This window comes from Caproicibacter sp., from assembly GCF_046707225.1.
In the GTDB taxonomy this organism is placed as follows: Bacteria; Bacillota; Clostridia; order Oscillospirales; family Acutalibacteraceae; genus Caproicibacter.
Map to the genome: position 1 here is coordinate 98,994 of NZ_JBJKOP010000051.1, position 15,439 is coordinate 114,432.

The 15,439-nt window shown below is 54.2% G+C and carries 15 protein-coding genes; 5 read left to right on the forward strand and 10 right to left on the reverse strand.

Annotated features, from left to right (window positions below; all coding sequences use genetic code 11):
• Nucleotides 1-27 precede the first annotated feature (27 nt).
• On the forward strand, nt 28-276 hold the full coding sequence (locus ACLQ3M_RS14375) for a heavy-metal-associated domain-containing protein (protein WP_066649286.1): 249 nt from the start codon (nt 28-30) through the stop codon (nt 274-276).
• A gap of 53 nt (nt 277-329) precedes the next feature.
• Here ACLQ3M_RS14375 and ACLQ3M_RS14380 read toward each other — a convergent pair whose 3' ends face one another.
• Nucleotides 330-1,994 carry a DEAD/DEAH box helicase gene (locus tag ACLQ3M_RS14380; RefSeq protein WP_411678379.1) on the reverse strand — a complete coding sequence of 555 codons (1,665 nt, stop codon included), beginning with the start codon at nt 1,992-1,994 and terminating at the stop codon, nt 330-332.
• Between the two features lie 223 nt (nt 1,995-2,217).
• Here ACLQ3M_RS14380 and ACLQ3M_RS14385 point away from each other — a divergent pair, with 223 nt between their 5' ends.
• A complete protein-coding gene (locus tag ACLQ3M_RS14385) occupies nt 2,218-3,291 on the forward strand; it encodes a M24 family metallopeptidase (protein WP_411678380.1) in 1,074 nt (357 codons plus the stop codon).
• A gap of 70 nt (nt 3,292-3,361) precedes the next feature.
• Here the strand turns inward: ACLQ3M_RS14385 and ACLQ3M_RS14390 are convergent, their stop codons facing one another.
• Nucleotides 3,362-4,609 (reverse strand): [Fe-Fe] hydrogenase large subunit C-terminal domain-containing protein, encoded by a 1,248-nt coding sequence (locus tag ACLQ3M_RS14390; RefSeq protein ID WP_411678381.1) that lies wholly within the window; start codon nt 4,607-4,609, stop codon nt 3,362-3,364.
• Between the two features lie 211 nt (nt 4,610-4,820).
• Between ACLQ3M_RS14390 and ACLQ3M_RS14395 the strand changes: the two genes are divergently transcribed.
• The 3 genes from ACLQ3M_RS14395 to ACLQ3M_RS14405 are packed head-to-tail and all read left to right on the forward strand — an operon-like array spanning nt 4,821 to nt 8,726.
• The gene (locus tag ACLQ3M_RS14395; protein ID WP_411678382.1) at nt 4,821-5,540 is read left to right on the forward strand and encodes an ABC transporter ATP-binding protein; all 720 of its coding nucleotides are present in this window, start codon (nt 4,821-4,823) and stop codon (nt 5,538-5,540) included.
• Entirely contained in the window at nt 5,537-7,390 is a 1,854-nt protein-coding gene (locus ACLQ3M_RS14400) for a COG1361 S-layer family protein (RefSeq protein WP_411678383.1), read from the forward strand. The genes ACLQ3M_RS14395 and ACLQ3M_RS14400 overlap by 4 nt, the downstream gene beginning before the upstream one ends.
• Nucleotide 7,391: 1 nt before the next feature.
• Nucleotides 7,392-8,726, forward strand: a complete 1,335-nt coding sequence (locus tag ACLQ3M_RS14405) for an ABC transporter permease (protein ID WP_411678384.1) — start codon at nt 7,392-7,394, stop codon at nt 8,724-8,726.
• Nucleotides 8,727-8,798: 72 nt separating this feature from the next.
• On the opposite strand, the gene ACLQ3M_RS14410 is transcribed toward ACLQ3M_RS14405, so the two are convergent.
• The 8 genes from ACLQ3M_RS14410 to ptsP form a co-directional block, all read right to left on the reverse strand.
• A complete protein-coding gene (locus tag ACLQ3M_RS14410; RefSeq protein ID WP_411678385.1) occupies nt 8,799-9,686 on the reverse strand; it encodes a fructose bisphosphate aldolase in 888 nt (295 codons plus the stop codon).
• A gap of 161 nt (nt 9,687-9,847) precedes the next feature.
• Nucleotides 9,848-10,660, reverse strand: coding sequence for a Ku protein (locus ACLQ3M_RS14415; RefSeq protein ID WP_411678386.1), 813 nt, complete (start codon nt 10,658-10,660; stop codon nt 9,848-9,850).
• Nucleotides 10,661-10,750: 90 nt separating this feature from the next.
• Nucleotides 10,751-11,095 carry a four-helix bundle copper-binding protein gene (locus tag ACLQ3M_RS14420; protein WP_411678387.1) on the reverse strand — a complete coding sequence of 115 codons (345 nt, stop codon included), beginning with the start codon at nt 11,093-11,095 and terminating at the stop codon, nt 10,751-10,753.
• A 54-nt stretch (nt 11,096-11,149) separates the two neighbouring features.
• Complete coding sequence (locus tag ACLQ3M_RS14425) at nt 11,150-11,608, reverse strand: DUF2892 domain-containing protein (RefSeq protein ID WP_411678388.1); 459 nt, start codon at nt 11,606-11,608, stop codon at nt 11,150-11,152.
• Nucleotides 11,609-11,623: 15 nt separating this feature from the next.
• Nucleotides 11,624-12,316 (reverse strand): DUF421 domain-containing protein, encoded by a 693-nt coding sequence (locus ACLQ3M_RS14430; RefSeq protein ID WP_411678389.1) that lies wholly within the window; start codon nt 12,314-12,316, stop codon nt 11,624-11,626.
• Between the two features lie 11 nt (nt 12,317-12,327).
• Nucleotides 12,328-12,699 carry a hypothetical protein gene (locus ACLQ3M_RS14435; RefSeq protein ID WP_411678390.1) on the reverse strand — a complete coding sequence of 124 codons (372 nt, stop codon included), beginning with the start codon at nt 12,697-12,699 and terminating at the stop codon, nt 12,328-12,330.
• 10 nt (nt 12,700-12,709) lie between these two features.
• Nucleotides 12,710-13,426 (reverse strand): DUF421 domain-containing protein, encoded by a 717-nt coding sequence (locus ACLQ3M_RS14440; RefSeq protein ID WP_411678391.1) that lies wholly within the window; start codon nt 13,424-13,426, stop codon nt 12,710-12,712.
• 222 nt (nt 13,427-13,648) lie between these two features.
• On the reverse strand, nt 13,649-15,433 hold the full coding sequence (gene ptsP / locus ACLQ3M_RS14445; protein ID WP_411678392.1) for a phosphoenolpyruvate--protein phosphotransferase: 1,785 nt from the start codon (nt 15,431-15,433) through the stop codon (nt 13,649-13,651).
• Between the last annotated feature and the right edge of the window lie 6 nt (nt 15,434-15,439).

Genomic DNA, 15,439 nt, shown 5'->3' on the forward strand with positions numbered 1-15,439 from the left:
TCCCCGCGGCACATACTAAGCGGGGAGGTGATTCTTATCTCAAAAGCGAGCGTTTATTTCAGCCTGAAGCATCCGGAAGATCAGAGAGACTGTGAAGAAATCAAGCGCAGTCTCGATTCGATTCCCGGAGTGATCTCCGTGAGCATCAGCAGAGACCGCGACAGGGTCGCCGTCGATTACGATACGACCGGCACCGGACCGGACCGCCTTCGCAGCAAGCTGGGCGAATGCGGATGTTCCATTGAAGCGGAGCACTGGCAGGAACACAAAATGTAAAAAAGCCGCGCGGATAAATTGCAGCCGCGCGGCTTTTCTTGATTTTTACAGCTCTATTTTTTTCCTGCGGTTCTGCGGCCCCGGTAGGGCGCTCCCCCTTTGCCTTGCCCTCGCCAGCTCTTTTTTGGGGTTCCCTGCCGGCGCTCCTGCTGCCCGGTCTTTCCGGAAACGGTAAAATGAACCGTGCGCTGGCGGAACTTCCACGCGGACATTTTTCGGGCAACCAAAGCGGCGTCTTTCTCGGAAAGCTCAATCGTGGCATATTCCCGGTAAATATTGATTTTTCCGATCGCGCCGACCGGGAGCCCCGTGGCGGCGGCGATTTCCGCAATCAGAATTTCGGGCCTGATTTTGTCGTTGGTTCCGATGTCCGCATGAACCCGCATCGTCCCGGTTTTCTCCGGTTCCGGCTGCATCCGGCGGATATTGCGGACGGAATCAAGCCTGCGGTTTTTTCCGGCGGTCAGCGTGCACAGCGCGGCAGCCACCCGCAGCGGAGAATATCCCTGCTCTTCCAGCGATTTCAAGTAGGGAATCCACGTTTCGCCGCTGTTTTCATCCGCAAGCTCCTTTAAATTCCCCAGGAATTTCTTCAGACGCCGCTCATGGATTTCTTCAAGATCCGGAACCGCGGCCTCGCTGATTTTTGCATTCATAAACCGTTCCAGCGACCGCATCCGCTCCATCTGGCTCCTGTTCGCCGCGAGCGTGTGGGATGAACCCGTCCGGCCCGCACGCCCGGTCCGACCGATCCGGTGGATATAATACTCGTTTTCCTGCGGAATATCAAAATTGAAAACCGCGTCGATATCCTCAACGTCGATGCCGCGCGCCGCAACGTCGGTCGCAATCAGCAGGCTGCTGCGGCCGTGTTTAAAATCGTTCATAACCTGCGTGCGCTGGCTTTGCTTCATGTCGCCGTGCAGGGCTGCCGCCTGAAATCCGCTGTCGTTCAGGTCGGTGCAAAGCTCCTCTACCATTTTTTTCGTGTTGCAGAAAATCAGCGCGCGCTTCGGGCGGTGATATTCCAGAAGAAGCTTGAGCGCATTCACTTTGTCTTTCTGCGGCACACGGTAATAAAACTGCGAAATGCCGTCAACGGTCTTCTGGCCTCCGTCCACCGCTACCATGGCGGGGTCGGTCTGGAAATCCTTTGTGATCGCCATAATCGCCGGCGGAATCGTCGCGCTGAACAGCACGGTCTGCCTTTTTTCCGGCGCCTGCTTCAGGATGGTCTGAATATCCTCCAAAAAGCCCATGTTCAGCATTTCGTCCGCTTCGTCGAGGACTACCGTCCGCAAATTATCGAGCGTCAGCGTTCTGCGGCGCAAATGATCCATGACGCGCCCCGGCGTGCCGATGACGATCTGCGCGGTTTTGAGCTGATGGATCTGCCCCGGCATCGACTGCCCGCCGCATACCGTGGAGATTCCGATCCGGCTGAGATATTTTGAATATTTGTGTATTTCGTCGCTGATCTGCATGGCAAGTTCCCGCGTCGGGCTCAGAATCAGCGCCTGCCCTCTGGAACCGTCACCGAGCGCCGTCATCTGGACGACCGGAATGCCGAACGCGGCGGTTTTTCCCGTTCCCGTGCTGGAACGCCCGATGAGATCCCTGCCCTCCAGAATCAGGGGAATCGATCCCGACTGAATGTCTGTGGCGGAGGTATATCCCATTTCTTCCACCGCGCGTAAAATTTCCGGTAATAAGTTCAATTCTTTAAACTGCATGTTGCTTCCTTAATCTCATATTATTTTTTATTTCCCTTTATTATAGCATAGATCGGAAAAGAATCCTATATGCACAGAGTCGGTCCGTTTTCGGTTTTCTTCACAGATTTTGTCACAAAAGCCCTCGTACCCCTGAAAATCCCGACTTGAAAACCGTGCTGGAAAACGGTAAAATAATTTTACACAAGCTGGAAGGAAGCAGAAAGCAATGAACCGAAAACGACTGAAAAAAGTCATTGATCAGATGCAAAAAGAAGGATTGAGCCAGATTCTGGTAACGGCCACCCCGTCCGTTTATTACCTGACCGGAATCTGGGTGGAACCGTTCGAGCGCATGTTTGCGCTGTACCTGCGAGACGACGGCACCGCAAAGCTGTTCGGAAACGAATTGTTCTGCCTGCGGCCCCAGGAAGGGCTGGAGCTGATTCTGCACAAGGACGGCGAAAATCCGGTGGCCGGCCTGTCCGCCGCATTGCGGCCCGGTAAAATCGGAATCGACAAAACATGGAAAGCCGGATTTCTGATCGGCCTTCTGCAAAGCAGAAGCGATCTGACGCCCGTCGAAGGCTCCGCGCCGATCGACCTTGCCCGCATGCGAAAGGACGAGGAAGAAATCGAGGCGATGCGTCACGCATCCCGGGTCAACGACCGTGTCATGGCTGCGGCGGTCGGCATGGTGCGCGAAGGCGCCCGGGAAAACGAAATTGCGCTCGCCGTTCAGAATCTGTACGCCCAAAACGGCGGCGACCACTCCCCCGAAATTGAAATTGCCTCGTTCGGCGCAAACGCGGCCGATCCGCATCACGAACCGTCCGACACCGTCTTAAAAGACGGCGACTGCGTTGTTCTCGACCTGTTCAACCCGATTCACCGCTACTGGTGCGACATGACGCGAACCGTCTTTTTCCGCAGCGCGGGAGCGCGGCAGCGGGAAGTTTACGACGCGGTGAAACGCGCGAATCTGGCGGCGGAAGCTTTCATCCGCCCCGGCGTGCCGATGAGCGAAATCGACCGCGCGGCGCGGAGTGTGCTGGAACAGGCGGGATACGGGAAATACTTCACGCACCGGCTTGGCCACGGCTGCGGGCTCGACTGCCACGAGTCACCGGACAACGGCCCCTCCTGCGGGGTGATCGCCCAGCCGGGCATGGTGTTTTCCGTCGAACCGGGCGCTTATCTTCCGGGCGAATTCGGCGTGCGAATCGAAGACCTTGTGCTTGTGACGGACTTCGGCTGCGAGGTATTGAACCGTTACACGAAGGATTTGACCGTGATTTCATAAACAATCAGTAATAACCAAGTATTAATATACAGGAAGTTTGAGCAAAAAGCAAACTTCCTGTCTTTTTATGCTAGAAATCGCGCGTGAAAATATCGCTGTGTTCCAAAAGGCTCTCCACCGTGTCGAATCCAAGCCGGTGCAGCAGTTCAATGACAAAAGGATTGTCGATCGGCGTCGGGTACGTCGCCTCGTCCCCGTAGCGATAAACGTTTCTGCGCCCCTCCTCCGCCGGAATCAGTGCCTTCGGCCCGCCGACGCATCCGCCGACACACCCCATGCCCTCGATGAAATTCGCCGTGACTTTTCCTTCCAGAACGTCGCCGAGCATTTTTTTGCAGCCCGGCACTCCGTCCGCCTGCGCGGCGCGCACCGTGATTTTCCGGTCGGGGTTCAGCCGCTTCACGGTTTTCTGAACCGCCTCGCTCACGCCGCCCGTGCTCGCGTAAATCCTGCCCGCGCGAGAGGAATGGTCGCGCTCGTCCTCCGGCATTTCCGCGGGGTCGATTCCGGCAAAATCGAAGATGTCCCGCATCTCCTGAAAAGTGAGAACATGGTCGGTCGAATCCGCCACATCCTTTTCGCGCGCCTCGGCCTTTTTGGCAAGGCACGGGCCGATAAAGACGGTCAGCGCCTTCGGATACAGCGTTTTGATCGACCGGCCGCAGGCGACCATGGGGGAAACGGACCCGGGAACATGCGGAATCAGCTCGTGGTAGACCCGGCGGATCATTGCAATCCACATGGGGCAGCAGCAGCTGGTCAGCTGATAATCCTCTTCGTTCAGAATATTGCGGTCGAATTCCAGCGCCTCCTTGAGCGTCAGGATATCCGCGAACAGCGCGACCTCCACCATCCCGGCAAAACCGATGCGCTTAAAGGCCGTGCGAAGCCTGCCCGGCGTGACCCTGCCGCTGAATTGGTTGATAAACGCCGGGGCAATCATCGCGTAGACCGGCGCGCCGGAGTGATGAATTGCTTCCAGAGCGGGCAGAATATCGCGGCTTTCCGTCAGCTTATGCGCCTTGCAGGCTTCCACGCAATCCTCACACCCGACGCAAAGCTCTTTGTTTACCGTCAGGTTTCCCTTCTCGTCCCGGTACAGCGCGTCGAACAGGCATTTCCCCGCACAGGCCGCGCGGTCGTTTTCCGAGCAGGCGCAGTCCCCAATGCGGATGACCGGCGGATGACGCTCCGGATTCAGCAGACAGTCCAGCTGGTGCGGATCGTATTTTTCCCGCCGAACCTGCTCCAGCTCCTCCGGCAGCCTGTTCTGTACGGAAGCCCTGACCAGCCTTTCGTATAACTCGTTAAATGTCATCGGAATCTCCCTCTTTCTTTGCTTCCCTGATATAATTCCCTTTTTGTTCGCTTTTTAGCAGATATGCTGAAAATTCCTGCTTTGGCTCAGACGGATCAGGCCGGAAAAAGATTGTTACAATTTTGTTGATTGAAAAAAATAAAAAATTAGAATACAATGAGAATTGTTATATTTTGGGAGAAATGCCGACCCGGTCGGAAGGGGGAATTCTATGGACATGATCAGTATCCGCGACATTCGGAAAGTGTATCATATCGGCACGGAAAAAGTCGTCGCGCTGGGCCGAATCAGTTTAAGCGTCGCACAAGGGGAAATCTGCTGTATTCTGGGGACCTCCGGTTCCGGAAAATCCACGCTGCTGAACGTCATGGCCGGTCTGGAACGGCCGTCGCGCGGCAGCGTGATTATCGGCGGCACGGACGTTACAAAGTACTCTGAAAAACAGTGGGCTCTATTCCGCCAGAAAAACGTCGGCTTTATTTTTCAGTCCTACAATCTGCTGCCGACCATGACCGCCGTTGAAAACGTCGCGCTGCCCCTCGCATTCCGAGGGGTCGCAAAAGAGCTCAGAACCGGAAAGGCGGTCAAAATGCTTCGCGCGGTGCGGCTCGGGGACCGGCTGCTTCACCGGCCGACCCAGATGAGCGGCGGCCAGCAGCAGCGCGTGGGCATCGCGCGCGCCTTCGTGGCAAGGCCGAAGCTGATTTTCGCCGACGAACCGACCGGGAATCTGGACAGCAAAACCGGGCAGGAGGTCATGGAGCTGATGGTCGCGATGGCGCGGAAATACGGCGAGACCCTGATTATCGTGACGCACGACCCGGAAATTGCAAAATACGCCGAGCGCATCATCACCATCCACGACGGAAGCAAGGTCTCGGACGAAAGCAGTCCCGCAGCAGCGGGGAAAAAGGAGGAGCCTGAATCATGAGAAAGAAAAAAGGAAAGGCGGCGGCGCTGCTGCTTGCCGCGGCGCTGTCGCTTTCGGCTGTGTTCGGCGCAGCGGTGCCGGCAGCCGCAAGCACAACCGCAGATAAGGTACCCGACCCACGTGCCACCGCGACGGTAACGCCGGCGGAACCGGGAGTCGGGAGCCCGTTTGGGGTTGATCTTTCATTTACGCAGAACGTTGAAAATTTTGACTGTAAAGACGTAGATCATATTAAAGTAGATGTTACTGAAGCGAGTGGGTCCATCTCCGTGAGCCACAAAGGATATTACGCGGAAAACATTTCAGAAGATTCCGGAGACAATAATATTTCAACACTTTCCTACGATTTACATATACCTCAAAAATATTTAAAACGATCCGGCAGTAACTACGGTGTTTTAAAATTTGAAATTACCTATTACAGCAGTACAGATGATAAAGATGTTGCCGAATCGAAAAGTGATAGCCATGATCTAAAATTCACTGTCGAATACCTGGTATTCAGCAAGCTGGATTCCAGCTCGGACACGGAAAACGACGGGCGCCTGACGGTCAGCTCCTACAAGCTGGACCATACGCCGGTGAAGGAGGGCGAAACATTCAGCCTGACCCTGACCGTGAAAAACTCGAGCAGCCTGGCCTGCACCCACGCGGTTTCCGTTCTGGACCTCTCCGGCGCGGAGGGCGTCAGCATCAGCGGCGAAACCGACACCAAAACGCTCGGGAGCCTGAACGCCGGGGCGACGGCGACCGTCACCTATCCGCTCAAGTGCCTTTCCAAAATGACGACCGGAAGCTACCCCGTGGCCGTCTCGCTTTCCGCCGACGACGTAACCGCGGCCTCCTCCAAAATCTATCTCCCGATCACGGGCACCAAGGCCGGGAAGGACGACACCGGCGAGGTCGGCGACAGCAAGCCGCAGCTGATCATCGAAAGCTACGACTTCGGCGGAAAGGCCGTCACCGGCGGGCAGGAATTCAACCTGGTCATGAACGTGCGCAATACCGGCTCCGTCCCCATCGACAACTGTAAAATGACCGTCGGCTCCGATACGGGGGATTCGGATTCCGACAAGTCGACGGCCGTCGGAAGCGTTTTTACGCCGTCCCAGTCCTCGAACACGTTCTTTATCCCCTCCCTCGGCTCGAACGCCACCGTGAAGAAAGAAATCGCGCTGCTGCCGAAAGCCGACGCGGCCCCAAACTCCTACGGGGTGATCGTCAATTTCAGCTACGACGCGGTCGTGGACGGAAAACGGCAAACCCTGACCTCTGAGGAAACCATCACGATTCCTCTCGCGCAGCCCATTCGCTTTGAGGTCGGCGATCCCGTCCTGAGCAATCCGTTTTATATGGGGGAACCCGGGCAGATCAGCATTGACTACGTCAACAAAGGGAAAAGCAAGGTCTACAACGTATCCGTGGAATTGAAAGGCAATTTCGACACCGAAGAAAGCAGCCAGTACATCGGCAATCTGGATTCCGGCGCGAGCGATTCCTTTCAGGCGAACCTGACGCCGCAGAAGGAAGGCTCTTTATCCGGAACGGCCACTTTCAGTTATGAGGACGCCTCCGGTAAAGTTCTGACCGTCGCCAAGGATTTTTCCTGCGACGTTCAGGCCGCGGAGGCGCCGACGATGGGCGGGCCGGACGGCCTCAACCCGGACGGCACGCCGGGGGCGAAGCCGGAAAAATCCGGGCCGGGCTGGAAGCTGTGGGCCGGCATTGCGGCCGGCGCGGCGGTCGTCGCCGCGGGCACCGTGTTTTTCCTAAAAAAGCGGAAAGCCAAAAAGATGCGCCTGCTGGAAGAAGCCGAAGATTACGACGACACGCCCGGCGGGGGAATATGACATGAAGTTCCGCGACATGATTGCGATGTCCCTCTCCAACCTGTTTCACCGCCGCGTCCGCACGGTGCTGACCGTCATGGGCGTCGTCATCGGCACCTGCGCCATCATCGTCATGCTTTCGCTCGGGTTCGGGATGCGGCAGAGCATGGAGGACATGATGAAAAGCATGGGCGACCTGACCGTCGTCACCGTTTACGGCGGCGGAGGTTCCAGGGGGTCCGGCAGTCTGGACGACAAAGCGCTGCAAAACATGCAGAAGCTTCCGAATGTGACCGCCGTCACGCCGGTCTATTATCTGGACCCGTCCTGCGTAACCGTCAGCTGCCGGAAGTATCAGTTCAGCGCCATGGTCTACGGCGTCGCGATGGACACGCTGAAAACGTTCGGTTTTCAGGCGGAAAGCGGAAATCTGCCCGGCTCCGACTTTAAAAAGACGGACATTCTGTTCGGCAGCGAATCCGGATACGATTTTATGGACCCCAAACGGCAAAATGACGGCATGATGGATCGCACGCCGGATAAAAACGGAAACATGCCGAAACCGTTCGTGGATTTGGAAAAGGATAAATTCACGCTCAGCGTCAATCTTCCGGAGGATTCCACGGCGAGAAAAAAAGACGTCAAACTCAATGTGCTCGGCGTTCTGGCACAGGATTACAGCAAAAACCCGAACCCGAGCGACTGCATTTTTATGGATATTGACTATGCCAAGGAGCTCAAGGCAAAATACAACAAACTGAACAACGTGAAAAGCAGCGAGTCCCAGGATTCCTACAGCCAGATCGTCATCAAAATGGACTCCATTGAAGCCGTGCCGGACGCCGTGCAGCAGATTACGGACCTGGGGTACCAGTCCTACAGCATGGAAAGTCAGCGCGACGCAATGGAAAACCAGCTGCGCACCATTCAGATGATTCTGGGCGGGCTGGGAGCCATTTCCCTCTTGGTCGCGGCGCTCGGCATCACCAATACCATGGTCATGTCGATTTACGAACGCACGCGCGAAATCGGGATTATGAAAGTTCTGGGCTGCATTGTATGGAATATCCGCGCCATGTTTCTGGTGGAAGCGGGAACCATCGGCTTTCTCGGCGGGGCGGCGGGAATCGGAATCAGCTATGGAATTTCGGCGCTTTTAAACTCTTTGGCGGCAAAAGCGGCGACGTCCGGGCAGGGGGGCGGTATTTTCGGCATGGGCGGCAATATTTCGATCATACCGCTCTGGCTGGTGTTCGCTTCTCTTGTTTTTTCCACTTTGGTCGGCCTCATTTCGGGCATTCTGCCCGCGAACCGCGCGATGAAAATCAGCGCGCTGACCGCGATCAAGCAGGAATAATCGCAAATAGCAGAAAAATCAGGAGCCCGCGCAAACTGCGCGGGCTCCTGATTTTTCACGCGTGAGGCAAGTTCAGGTGACGGACGCCCGATAGATCACGCGGACGGATTCGGAGAGCGTTTGATCAAACTCCTGATCCGACTGCCCCGCCGAAAGCCCCTGCGCGAGCGCGCGCGAAAAGCTTGCGATCAGGCCGTGGTTGCGCGCCAGTTTTTCATCCGCTTCTTCCTGCGAATAACCGCCGGACAGCGCGACCACTCGAACCACATGCGGATCTTCCATCAAATCAAGGTAAAAGTCGTCCTTCGTCGGGATGGACAGCTTCAGCATCACGCGGGTATTTGGCGAAAGCCGGAAAAGCTGTTTCCTAATTTCATCCTTCAAAAGCTTCTCCGCTTCTTCTTTTTCCCCGCTGTGAATATCGACCTCCGGTTCGATAATCGGAACCAGGCCCGCCGCCGCAATTTGTCGCGCAAGGGTAAACTGCTGCTCCACCACGGCGCGGATTCCCTCTTTGTCCGCAAGCCAGATCACCGAGCGCATTTTTGTGCCGAATATGTTCTTTTGAACGGCTTTTTGCAGCAGCTGATTCAGGCCGGGCATCGGCTTCATCAATTGCACGCCGTTTTCCTTCTGCGCAAGTCCCTTGTCCACCTTCAAAAACGGTACGATCCCCTTGCTGTTCCAGAGGTAGTCAGCGGTAAAGGAACCGTCGATTTTACGTTCCATCGTATTTTCAAACAGAATGGCTCCCAGAATATAGTCCGAACAAAACGCGGGGCTTTTAACGATTCGGGTCCTCATTTCATGCACCAGACGGAACATTTCTTCCTCGTTCGAATACGCGTCCGCCCCGATACCGTATGCCAGAAGTGCCTTCGGCGTACTTCCGCCGCTCTGGTCCAGCGCGGCGATAAAGCCCTTACCGTGTTCCATGCGTTCCATTTGTTCCTGATTCATAAAAATGCCTCCATTCCTTTGGTTCGGTCAGGGGCCCAATAATAGGCCCGCCGGTAAAAACGGCAGTCGGATGACTGAAACATTTTCCAGCATTATTATATTCTTTTCCCATTCCAATTTCAAGAACTTTTCCTGTTTTTATTGCAAATCCCACCCGCGTTTTACGCGCCTTTTTCCTTTTTGGAGCTTTTGCGGCTTTGGGGAGCCGCTTTTTCCTTGTTCTGATCCAGGCTGGCTTTCAGCGCCTCCATCAGGTCGATGACATTGCCGCCTTCCTTTTCCTCTTTGGCGGCGACGATCTCCTGCCCGCCGATCTTCTTTTCGATCAGCTCCTTCAGCCTGACCTGGTATTCGTCCTGATACTCCGACGGCTGAAAGGGCGTGTCCATGGTATTGATCAAAGCCTGCGCCATTTTCAGCTCCTGCTCCGCCACCTGCGGGCGGTTGTAGCTTTTCGGCAGCGCTTTGACCTCGTCCTCATAAAACATGGTTGAAATCAGCATCCCGTCCTCCCGCGGGATAATCGCCATCAGCGTGTCCCGCGTACCAAAAACAGCTTTCCCGATCGCGATTTTCTGCTCATCCATCAGCGCCCGGCGAAGCAGCTCGAACGCCTTTTCCCCGCCCGGCTGCGGGATAATCTGATAGGTTTTATCGTAATAAACGGGAGAAATCTGGTTCAGCTGCGCAAAGTGAAGAATCTGAATGGACTTTTCCTTTTCCGTCTTGATTTTTTCAATCTCCTCGTCCGTCACGACCACATAGTGGTCCTTGTCGTACTCGTAGCCCTTGACAATGTCCCCCGGCCCGATCTCCTTTCCGCAGTGCGCACAGGTTTTTTTGTAACGAATGCGGGAATTGTCCTCCTTATGCAGCTGGTTAAAATGAATATCGTTGTCCTGCGTCGCCGTATACATGGCAATCGGAATGGCAACAAGTCCGAAGGAAATCACGGATTTATGAGCAACCGCCATAAAAATATCGCCTCTGTTCGAGTTTTTCTTTAGTATGGCTCAAACAGAGGCGGATTATTTCATTTTTTGCTAACCGTCGGGGACCCCCGGTCACTGTGCCATTGCGGAGCACTCATTCGCGCAGCTTTTGCACTCGTCGGCGCATTTGACGCAGTGATCGTCCTTAAACATGGCGCAATCCGTCGAGCATTTGTTGCAGACCGTCGCGCAAAGATTGCAGAAATCCTTCGCGTACTGCGCGTCGAAAGACATGAAGCAGGCGGCGTCCTTGCAGTACCTGGCACATTCGATCAGCGTCGCGATGCAGCTTTTCCTCGCCTGAACATCCGGTTCGTTCAGGCACAGCTTGAAACACTCTTCGCAGGCCTGCGCGCACCGGTTGCACTGGTCGATGCATTTCTGATACTTGTCGGTCGCAGTTGATACGATTCCCATAAAAACACCTCTTTTCCGTTAAAATATATTTGATCAACGCCCCTGCGGAAACCCCTATTCTTTTTCCATCAGCTGGAGCATTTCATCCATGTTGGCGGGCTGAGCGGAGAAATCCCCGCGCAGCATTTTAAGCGCGAATTTTTCATTGCTGATTTCTTCCGGGGTTCTGACTCCAAACCGCCTGATGACGGGCAGCGGAGGGCACCATCCCAAAAGCGCGTGCATGAGAAGGAAAAAGCCCGCGCACCCTGTCAATGAGAAACAAGCGCAGTTCTTCTTCTGATAACCGCCGATCGACGCCATCAGTACAATGGAAGCCGCATGCGCCTCCAGAACCCGCTCGGTATTCCACTCCTCCTCCAGTTTGTGGATTCTGGCGGTAAAGGCGGGCTCGCCGCACCCCTGAATCGCGTTCAGACCGTCGACGGTCTGCGACCGGATCTCCTGATTGACTTGACTTGCGGTATGGTCAGCCACTCTTTTCGCGGTCGGCGGAAAAATACATTTTTTCATATTCCTAATTCCTTTCTAAACTATTTTAGGGGAATCGTCGCTCTCATTCTCTCTGAAAACAGATAAATTCCCCTGGCTGTCCAGCTCTGCCAGCAGTACATCCTTTTCCTCCTGGAAACCCGCGGAGGCAAGCTGGTCCGTGAGCCAGCCGCGGTCCAGCTTTGCATAGACAAGATTTTCCTGAATCACCTTTCCATCGACGATCAGGGGCAGCGAAAGTCCTTCATAGGGAGTTGAAATCCGGATGTCCTTCGGCTTGACGGGCCTTTCCTGCGATTTTGGAATGACAGACAGATTTCCGTTCGGCTCAATGATGGCAAACTCCACATCGGACAGTTTGGAGTATCCCTTCAGCCTCAGCAGTGACAGCAGAAACGAAACATTCATCTGGTTCTTCTTCAGCTCGCTTTTGATCAGGGAGCCATTTGCAACTACAATGCTCGGTTTGGAATCCACATTGTAGAATTTATCTTTGAGGGATAATTTTCCGATGAGCAGTGTCGCGACGGCCAGCGTCACGACCCCGATTGCCGCATTTGAGGCGATTTTATAAACCAGAGGCTCCGCCGCCACCGTCGACAGCAAAAGAATGCCCGAAAGCTCGTACCCGGTCATCTGCGCGATGGACTTTTTCCCGATGATCCGAATGCCGAGCCACGTTACCAATAGCTGAAGGACGCAGCGAATCACATAAACCAAAGTACTCATGGGCGCGCTCCTTACGGCTGCGGGGCAGGTTTCGTACAGTTGTCGAGCAGCGACTTAATGTTTCTTGAATAGAGGTCGGTCTCATAGACTTTTCTGTTGAGAACGGCGGTCTTCAAATTTTCGACGTCACGATTCAGGGTTGAAAAGCTTTGATCCGCATTGTTAAACTGAACATAGTACTCCACCCCGTTCCAAAAACTCTCAAAACGGTTCAATTCGTCGGCGGCGGACCGCCAGTCCTCCTCCCGCGCGGATGTGGAAATGGTGTCTAAAACTTCGGCGTACCGGCTGCCTGTGAATCGCAGATTTAAAACCGTGAAATAAAGGAGGAAGATGGTAAGGACTCCCCAAAAAAGGATCTGCGTAATGGCTTTGTTGCTCATAAAACTCCCCCTACTCAATTCCATGCTGCCCCGGCTGTTCTTTCCCTTTCATTCCTTTTGAAACATACAGGCTCCCGGAAGAATCCAGCGCGGCGAAAAACACTTCTTTTAAATTGCTGAATCCCTGTTTTTTCAGTTCCTCGTACAGCCATTCCTTCGTAAGATTGGTTGCTTCCAGATTTTCATTCAGCAAGATTCCGTCGATTACGATGTCTCTGGTCAGCCCCTTTTCGGGCGGATGCAGCTGCAGTTCCGACGGGGTCACCGGCTTTTTCCCGCTCTTTAACTGGACCGACAGCTTCCCGTCGTTTTCCAGCACGGCGTTATTTACGTCCGCAATATTGAACGCATTCTTTTCCCTGAGCAAAGAGGTAAGATCATTCAGCGTAATTCTTGCCTTTTTCAGATTCGCCTCAACAATTCGGCCGTTCTCAATCAGCATCAGCGGTTCGGAATTAACCGCTTTTCTGAATTTCATGCTTTTTAAATGCAGATAGCCTGTCAGAATCGTCAGCCCTGCGAGGGTAAACAGCATAACAATTGCCGTGCCCATGGAATCGTTTCCGGTCAGGCCGATTTCAGTTGTTACGGAGCCCAGCGTAATTCCGACGCAGAAATCAAAAAAGGTCATCTGTGAAATAGCTTTTTTCCCCATCAGCCTTGTGACCAGCATCAAAAGCAAAAAAGCCGCGGCTGAGCGAAGAAACGTTTCAAGAATTCCGATCACATTGAACCATCCTTTAAATGATTTGCGGTTCTTTTCTATTTTCCTGCTTTGAATGGAATTTATACATCGTCATGCAGGCTCCAAAGGATTTTCAGACATTGAAAAAGGGGCTGTTGCAAAATGAATTTGCGATAGCAAATTGCACAACGGAATAGCCCTCAAAGCAAGAAAATGCGTCTTGAAACGGCTGATAAAGCCCGATCAAGGCGCATTTTTTGTGCATTATTTTTTATCAAAGCTGTTTTGCAACAGTCCCTTTACTTCTTTAACTTCTTTTATTTCCGTTTCTAAATACTCCTGTAAAAGAGACCGAACCTCTGTCGCGTTCCGGCAGCAGTCCGCTTTTTCGGCGATTTCTCGGCAGCTTCCGGTATCCAGCCTGCTCAGAATATATTTTGTCTGCGCCAGCGAACCGGCGGCCATGCTGAGTTCGGAAAGCCCAAGCCCGACGAGAAGAGGAACGGCAAGCGGATCCCCCGCCATTGCTCCGCACATTCCCATTGGAATTCCCGCAGAGGACGCTGCGTCGGCAGTCAAGCGGATCAGCCGTATAACTGCGGGGTCGAAATAATTGTAGAGATAAGAAACCTTTTCATTGCCGCGGTCGACGGCGAGGGTATACTGAACCAGGTCGTTCGTCCCGACGCTGAAAAAATCAGCCTCTTTGGCAAGCGCTGAGGCCATCAGAGCGGCGGACGGAATTTCCACCATCATTCCGATCCGGATAGATTCATCGAACGGCTCGCCCTTCCCCCGAAGTTGCTCCTTTGCATCTTCCACCATGGTTTTGGCTGCGGCCAGCTCCTGCATGCCGGAAATCATCGGGAACATGATCGCCAGTCTGCCGAAGGCGGAAGCCCGTAAAATCGCCCTGAGCTGAGTCAGAAAGATTTCTTTCCGATCCAGACAATAGCGGATCGCGCGGTATCCCAAAAACGGATTGGTCTCTTTTTCAATCCCCAAATATTTGATCTCCTTATCTCCGCCGACATCCAGAGTTCGGACGATCACTTCCTTGGAGCCGAAGCATTCCGCTACCTTTCTGTATACTTCAAACTGCACGTCTTCACCCGGAAGCGATTTTCTGGAAAGGTACACCTGCTCCGTGCGAAAGAGGCCGACAGCTTCCGCTCCCTTTTTCAGCGAATCCTCCGCGTCGGCAACAGAGCCTATATTAGCGGCGGCGATGATTCTCGCTCCGTCTTTCGTCTGCGCGTTCCGAGACGCGAATCTGCCAAACAGCTCCGCTTTCCGGTGTTCTTCCTCCATTTTCGCAAGATACACTTTCCTGGTCTCCGGCTCAGGGGAAGCAACGCATACGCCCAGATTTCCGTCGAGGATGAGAGTCTCGCCGTCCGCTACTTCCTCCATGATTTCCGGCACGCCCACAACCGCCGGAATGCCCAATGATCTTGCGAACACCGATGTATGAGAGGTTTTCCCTCCTTGCCGCGTGGCAAAAGCGAGGATCATTTCCCGGTTGAGCTGAACCGTATCGGATGGGGACAAGTCGTCCGCAATCAGAATCACGGGGTGATCGATTTTAGAAAGGCCGAAAGACTGCACTCCTGAAAGATACTTCAGAAGCCGTGTGCCGGCGTCCCGGACATCCGTGGCGCGCTCCTGCATATAGCGGTTGTTCATTCCCTCAAAAACGGCGGCATACCGGTCCGTGACCTCGCGAACCGCTTTTTCCGCCGAGTACTGCCTGCCGAGGATCAGCTTTTTCATTTCCGGGCAATACGCGGGGTCCGCCAGAAACGTTTTCTGGCCCTTGATGACCGCGGCGTCTCCGCTGTCAAGCGTTTCGGAAGTGCGCGCGATCAGGCGATCGATTTCCTGTCCGGCCTGTTCGACGGCTTGATCCAGGCGTTTTACTTCCGCCTCCGTTTGCTCCTTTGATACGGTCCTGTTCGTGTCGGGTTCCGGTTCGCGCCGGTAAATAAAAGCGATTCCGCTGCGGATTCCGTCGGAGACACCGATTCCCTGATAAATTTTCTCAGCCATTTCATC

Excerpts from the sequence above, each read along its gene's own strand:
- ACLQ3M_RS14385 (WP_411678380.1), top strand. The coding sequence starts at position 2,218 with ATGAACCGAAAACGACTGAAAAAAGTCATTGATCAGATGCAAAAAGAA.
- ACLQ3M_RS14390 (WP_411678381.1), bottom strand. The coding sequence starts at position 4,609 with ATGACATTTAACGAGTTATACGAAAGGCTGGTCAGGGCTTCCGTACAG.
- ACLQ3M_RS14395 (WP_411678382.1), top strand. The coding sequence starts at position 4,821 with ATGGACATGATCAGTATCCGCGACATTCGGAAAGTGTATCATATCGGC.
- ACLQ3M_RS14400 (WP_411678383.1), top strand. The coding sequence starts at position 5,537 with ATGAGAAAGAAAAAAGGAAAGGCGGCGGCGCTGCTGCTTGCCGCGGCG.
- ACLQ3M_RS14405 (WP_411678384.1), top strand. The coding sequence starts at position 7,392 with ATGAAGTTCCGCGACATGATTGCGATGTCCCTCTCCAACCTGTTTCAC.
- ACLQ3M_RS14410 (WP_411678385.1), bottom strand. The coding sequence starts at position 9,686 with ATGAATCAGGAACAAATGGAACGCATGGAACACGGTAAGGGCTTTATC.
- ACLQ3M_RS14415 (WP_411678386.1), bottom strand. The coding sequence starts at position 10,660 with ATGGCGGTTGCTCATAAATCCGTGATTTCCTTCGGACTTGTTGCCATT.
- ACLQ3M_RS14420 (WP_411678387.1), bottom strand. The coding sequence starts at position 11,095 with ATGGGAATCGTATCAACTGCGACCGACAAGTATCAGAAATGCATCGAC.
- ACLQ3M_RS14425 (WP_411678388.1), bottom strand. The coding sequence starts at position 11,608 with ATGAAAAAATGTATTTTTCCGCCGACCGCGAAAAGAGTGGCTGACCAT.
- ACLQ3M_RS14430 (WP_411678389.1), bottom strand. The coding sequence starts at position 12,316 with ATGAGTACTTTGGTTTATGTGATTCGCTGCGTCCTTCAGCTATTGGTA.
- ACLQ3M_RS14435 (WP_411678390.1), bottom strand. The coding sequence starts at position 12,699 with ATGAGCAACAAAGCCATTACGCAGATCCTTTTTTGGGGAGTCCTTACC.
- ptsP (WP_411678392.1), bottom strand. The coding sequence starts at position 15,433 with ATGGCTGAGAAAATTTATCAGGGAATCGGTGTCTCCGACGGAATCCGC.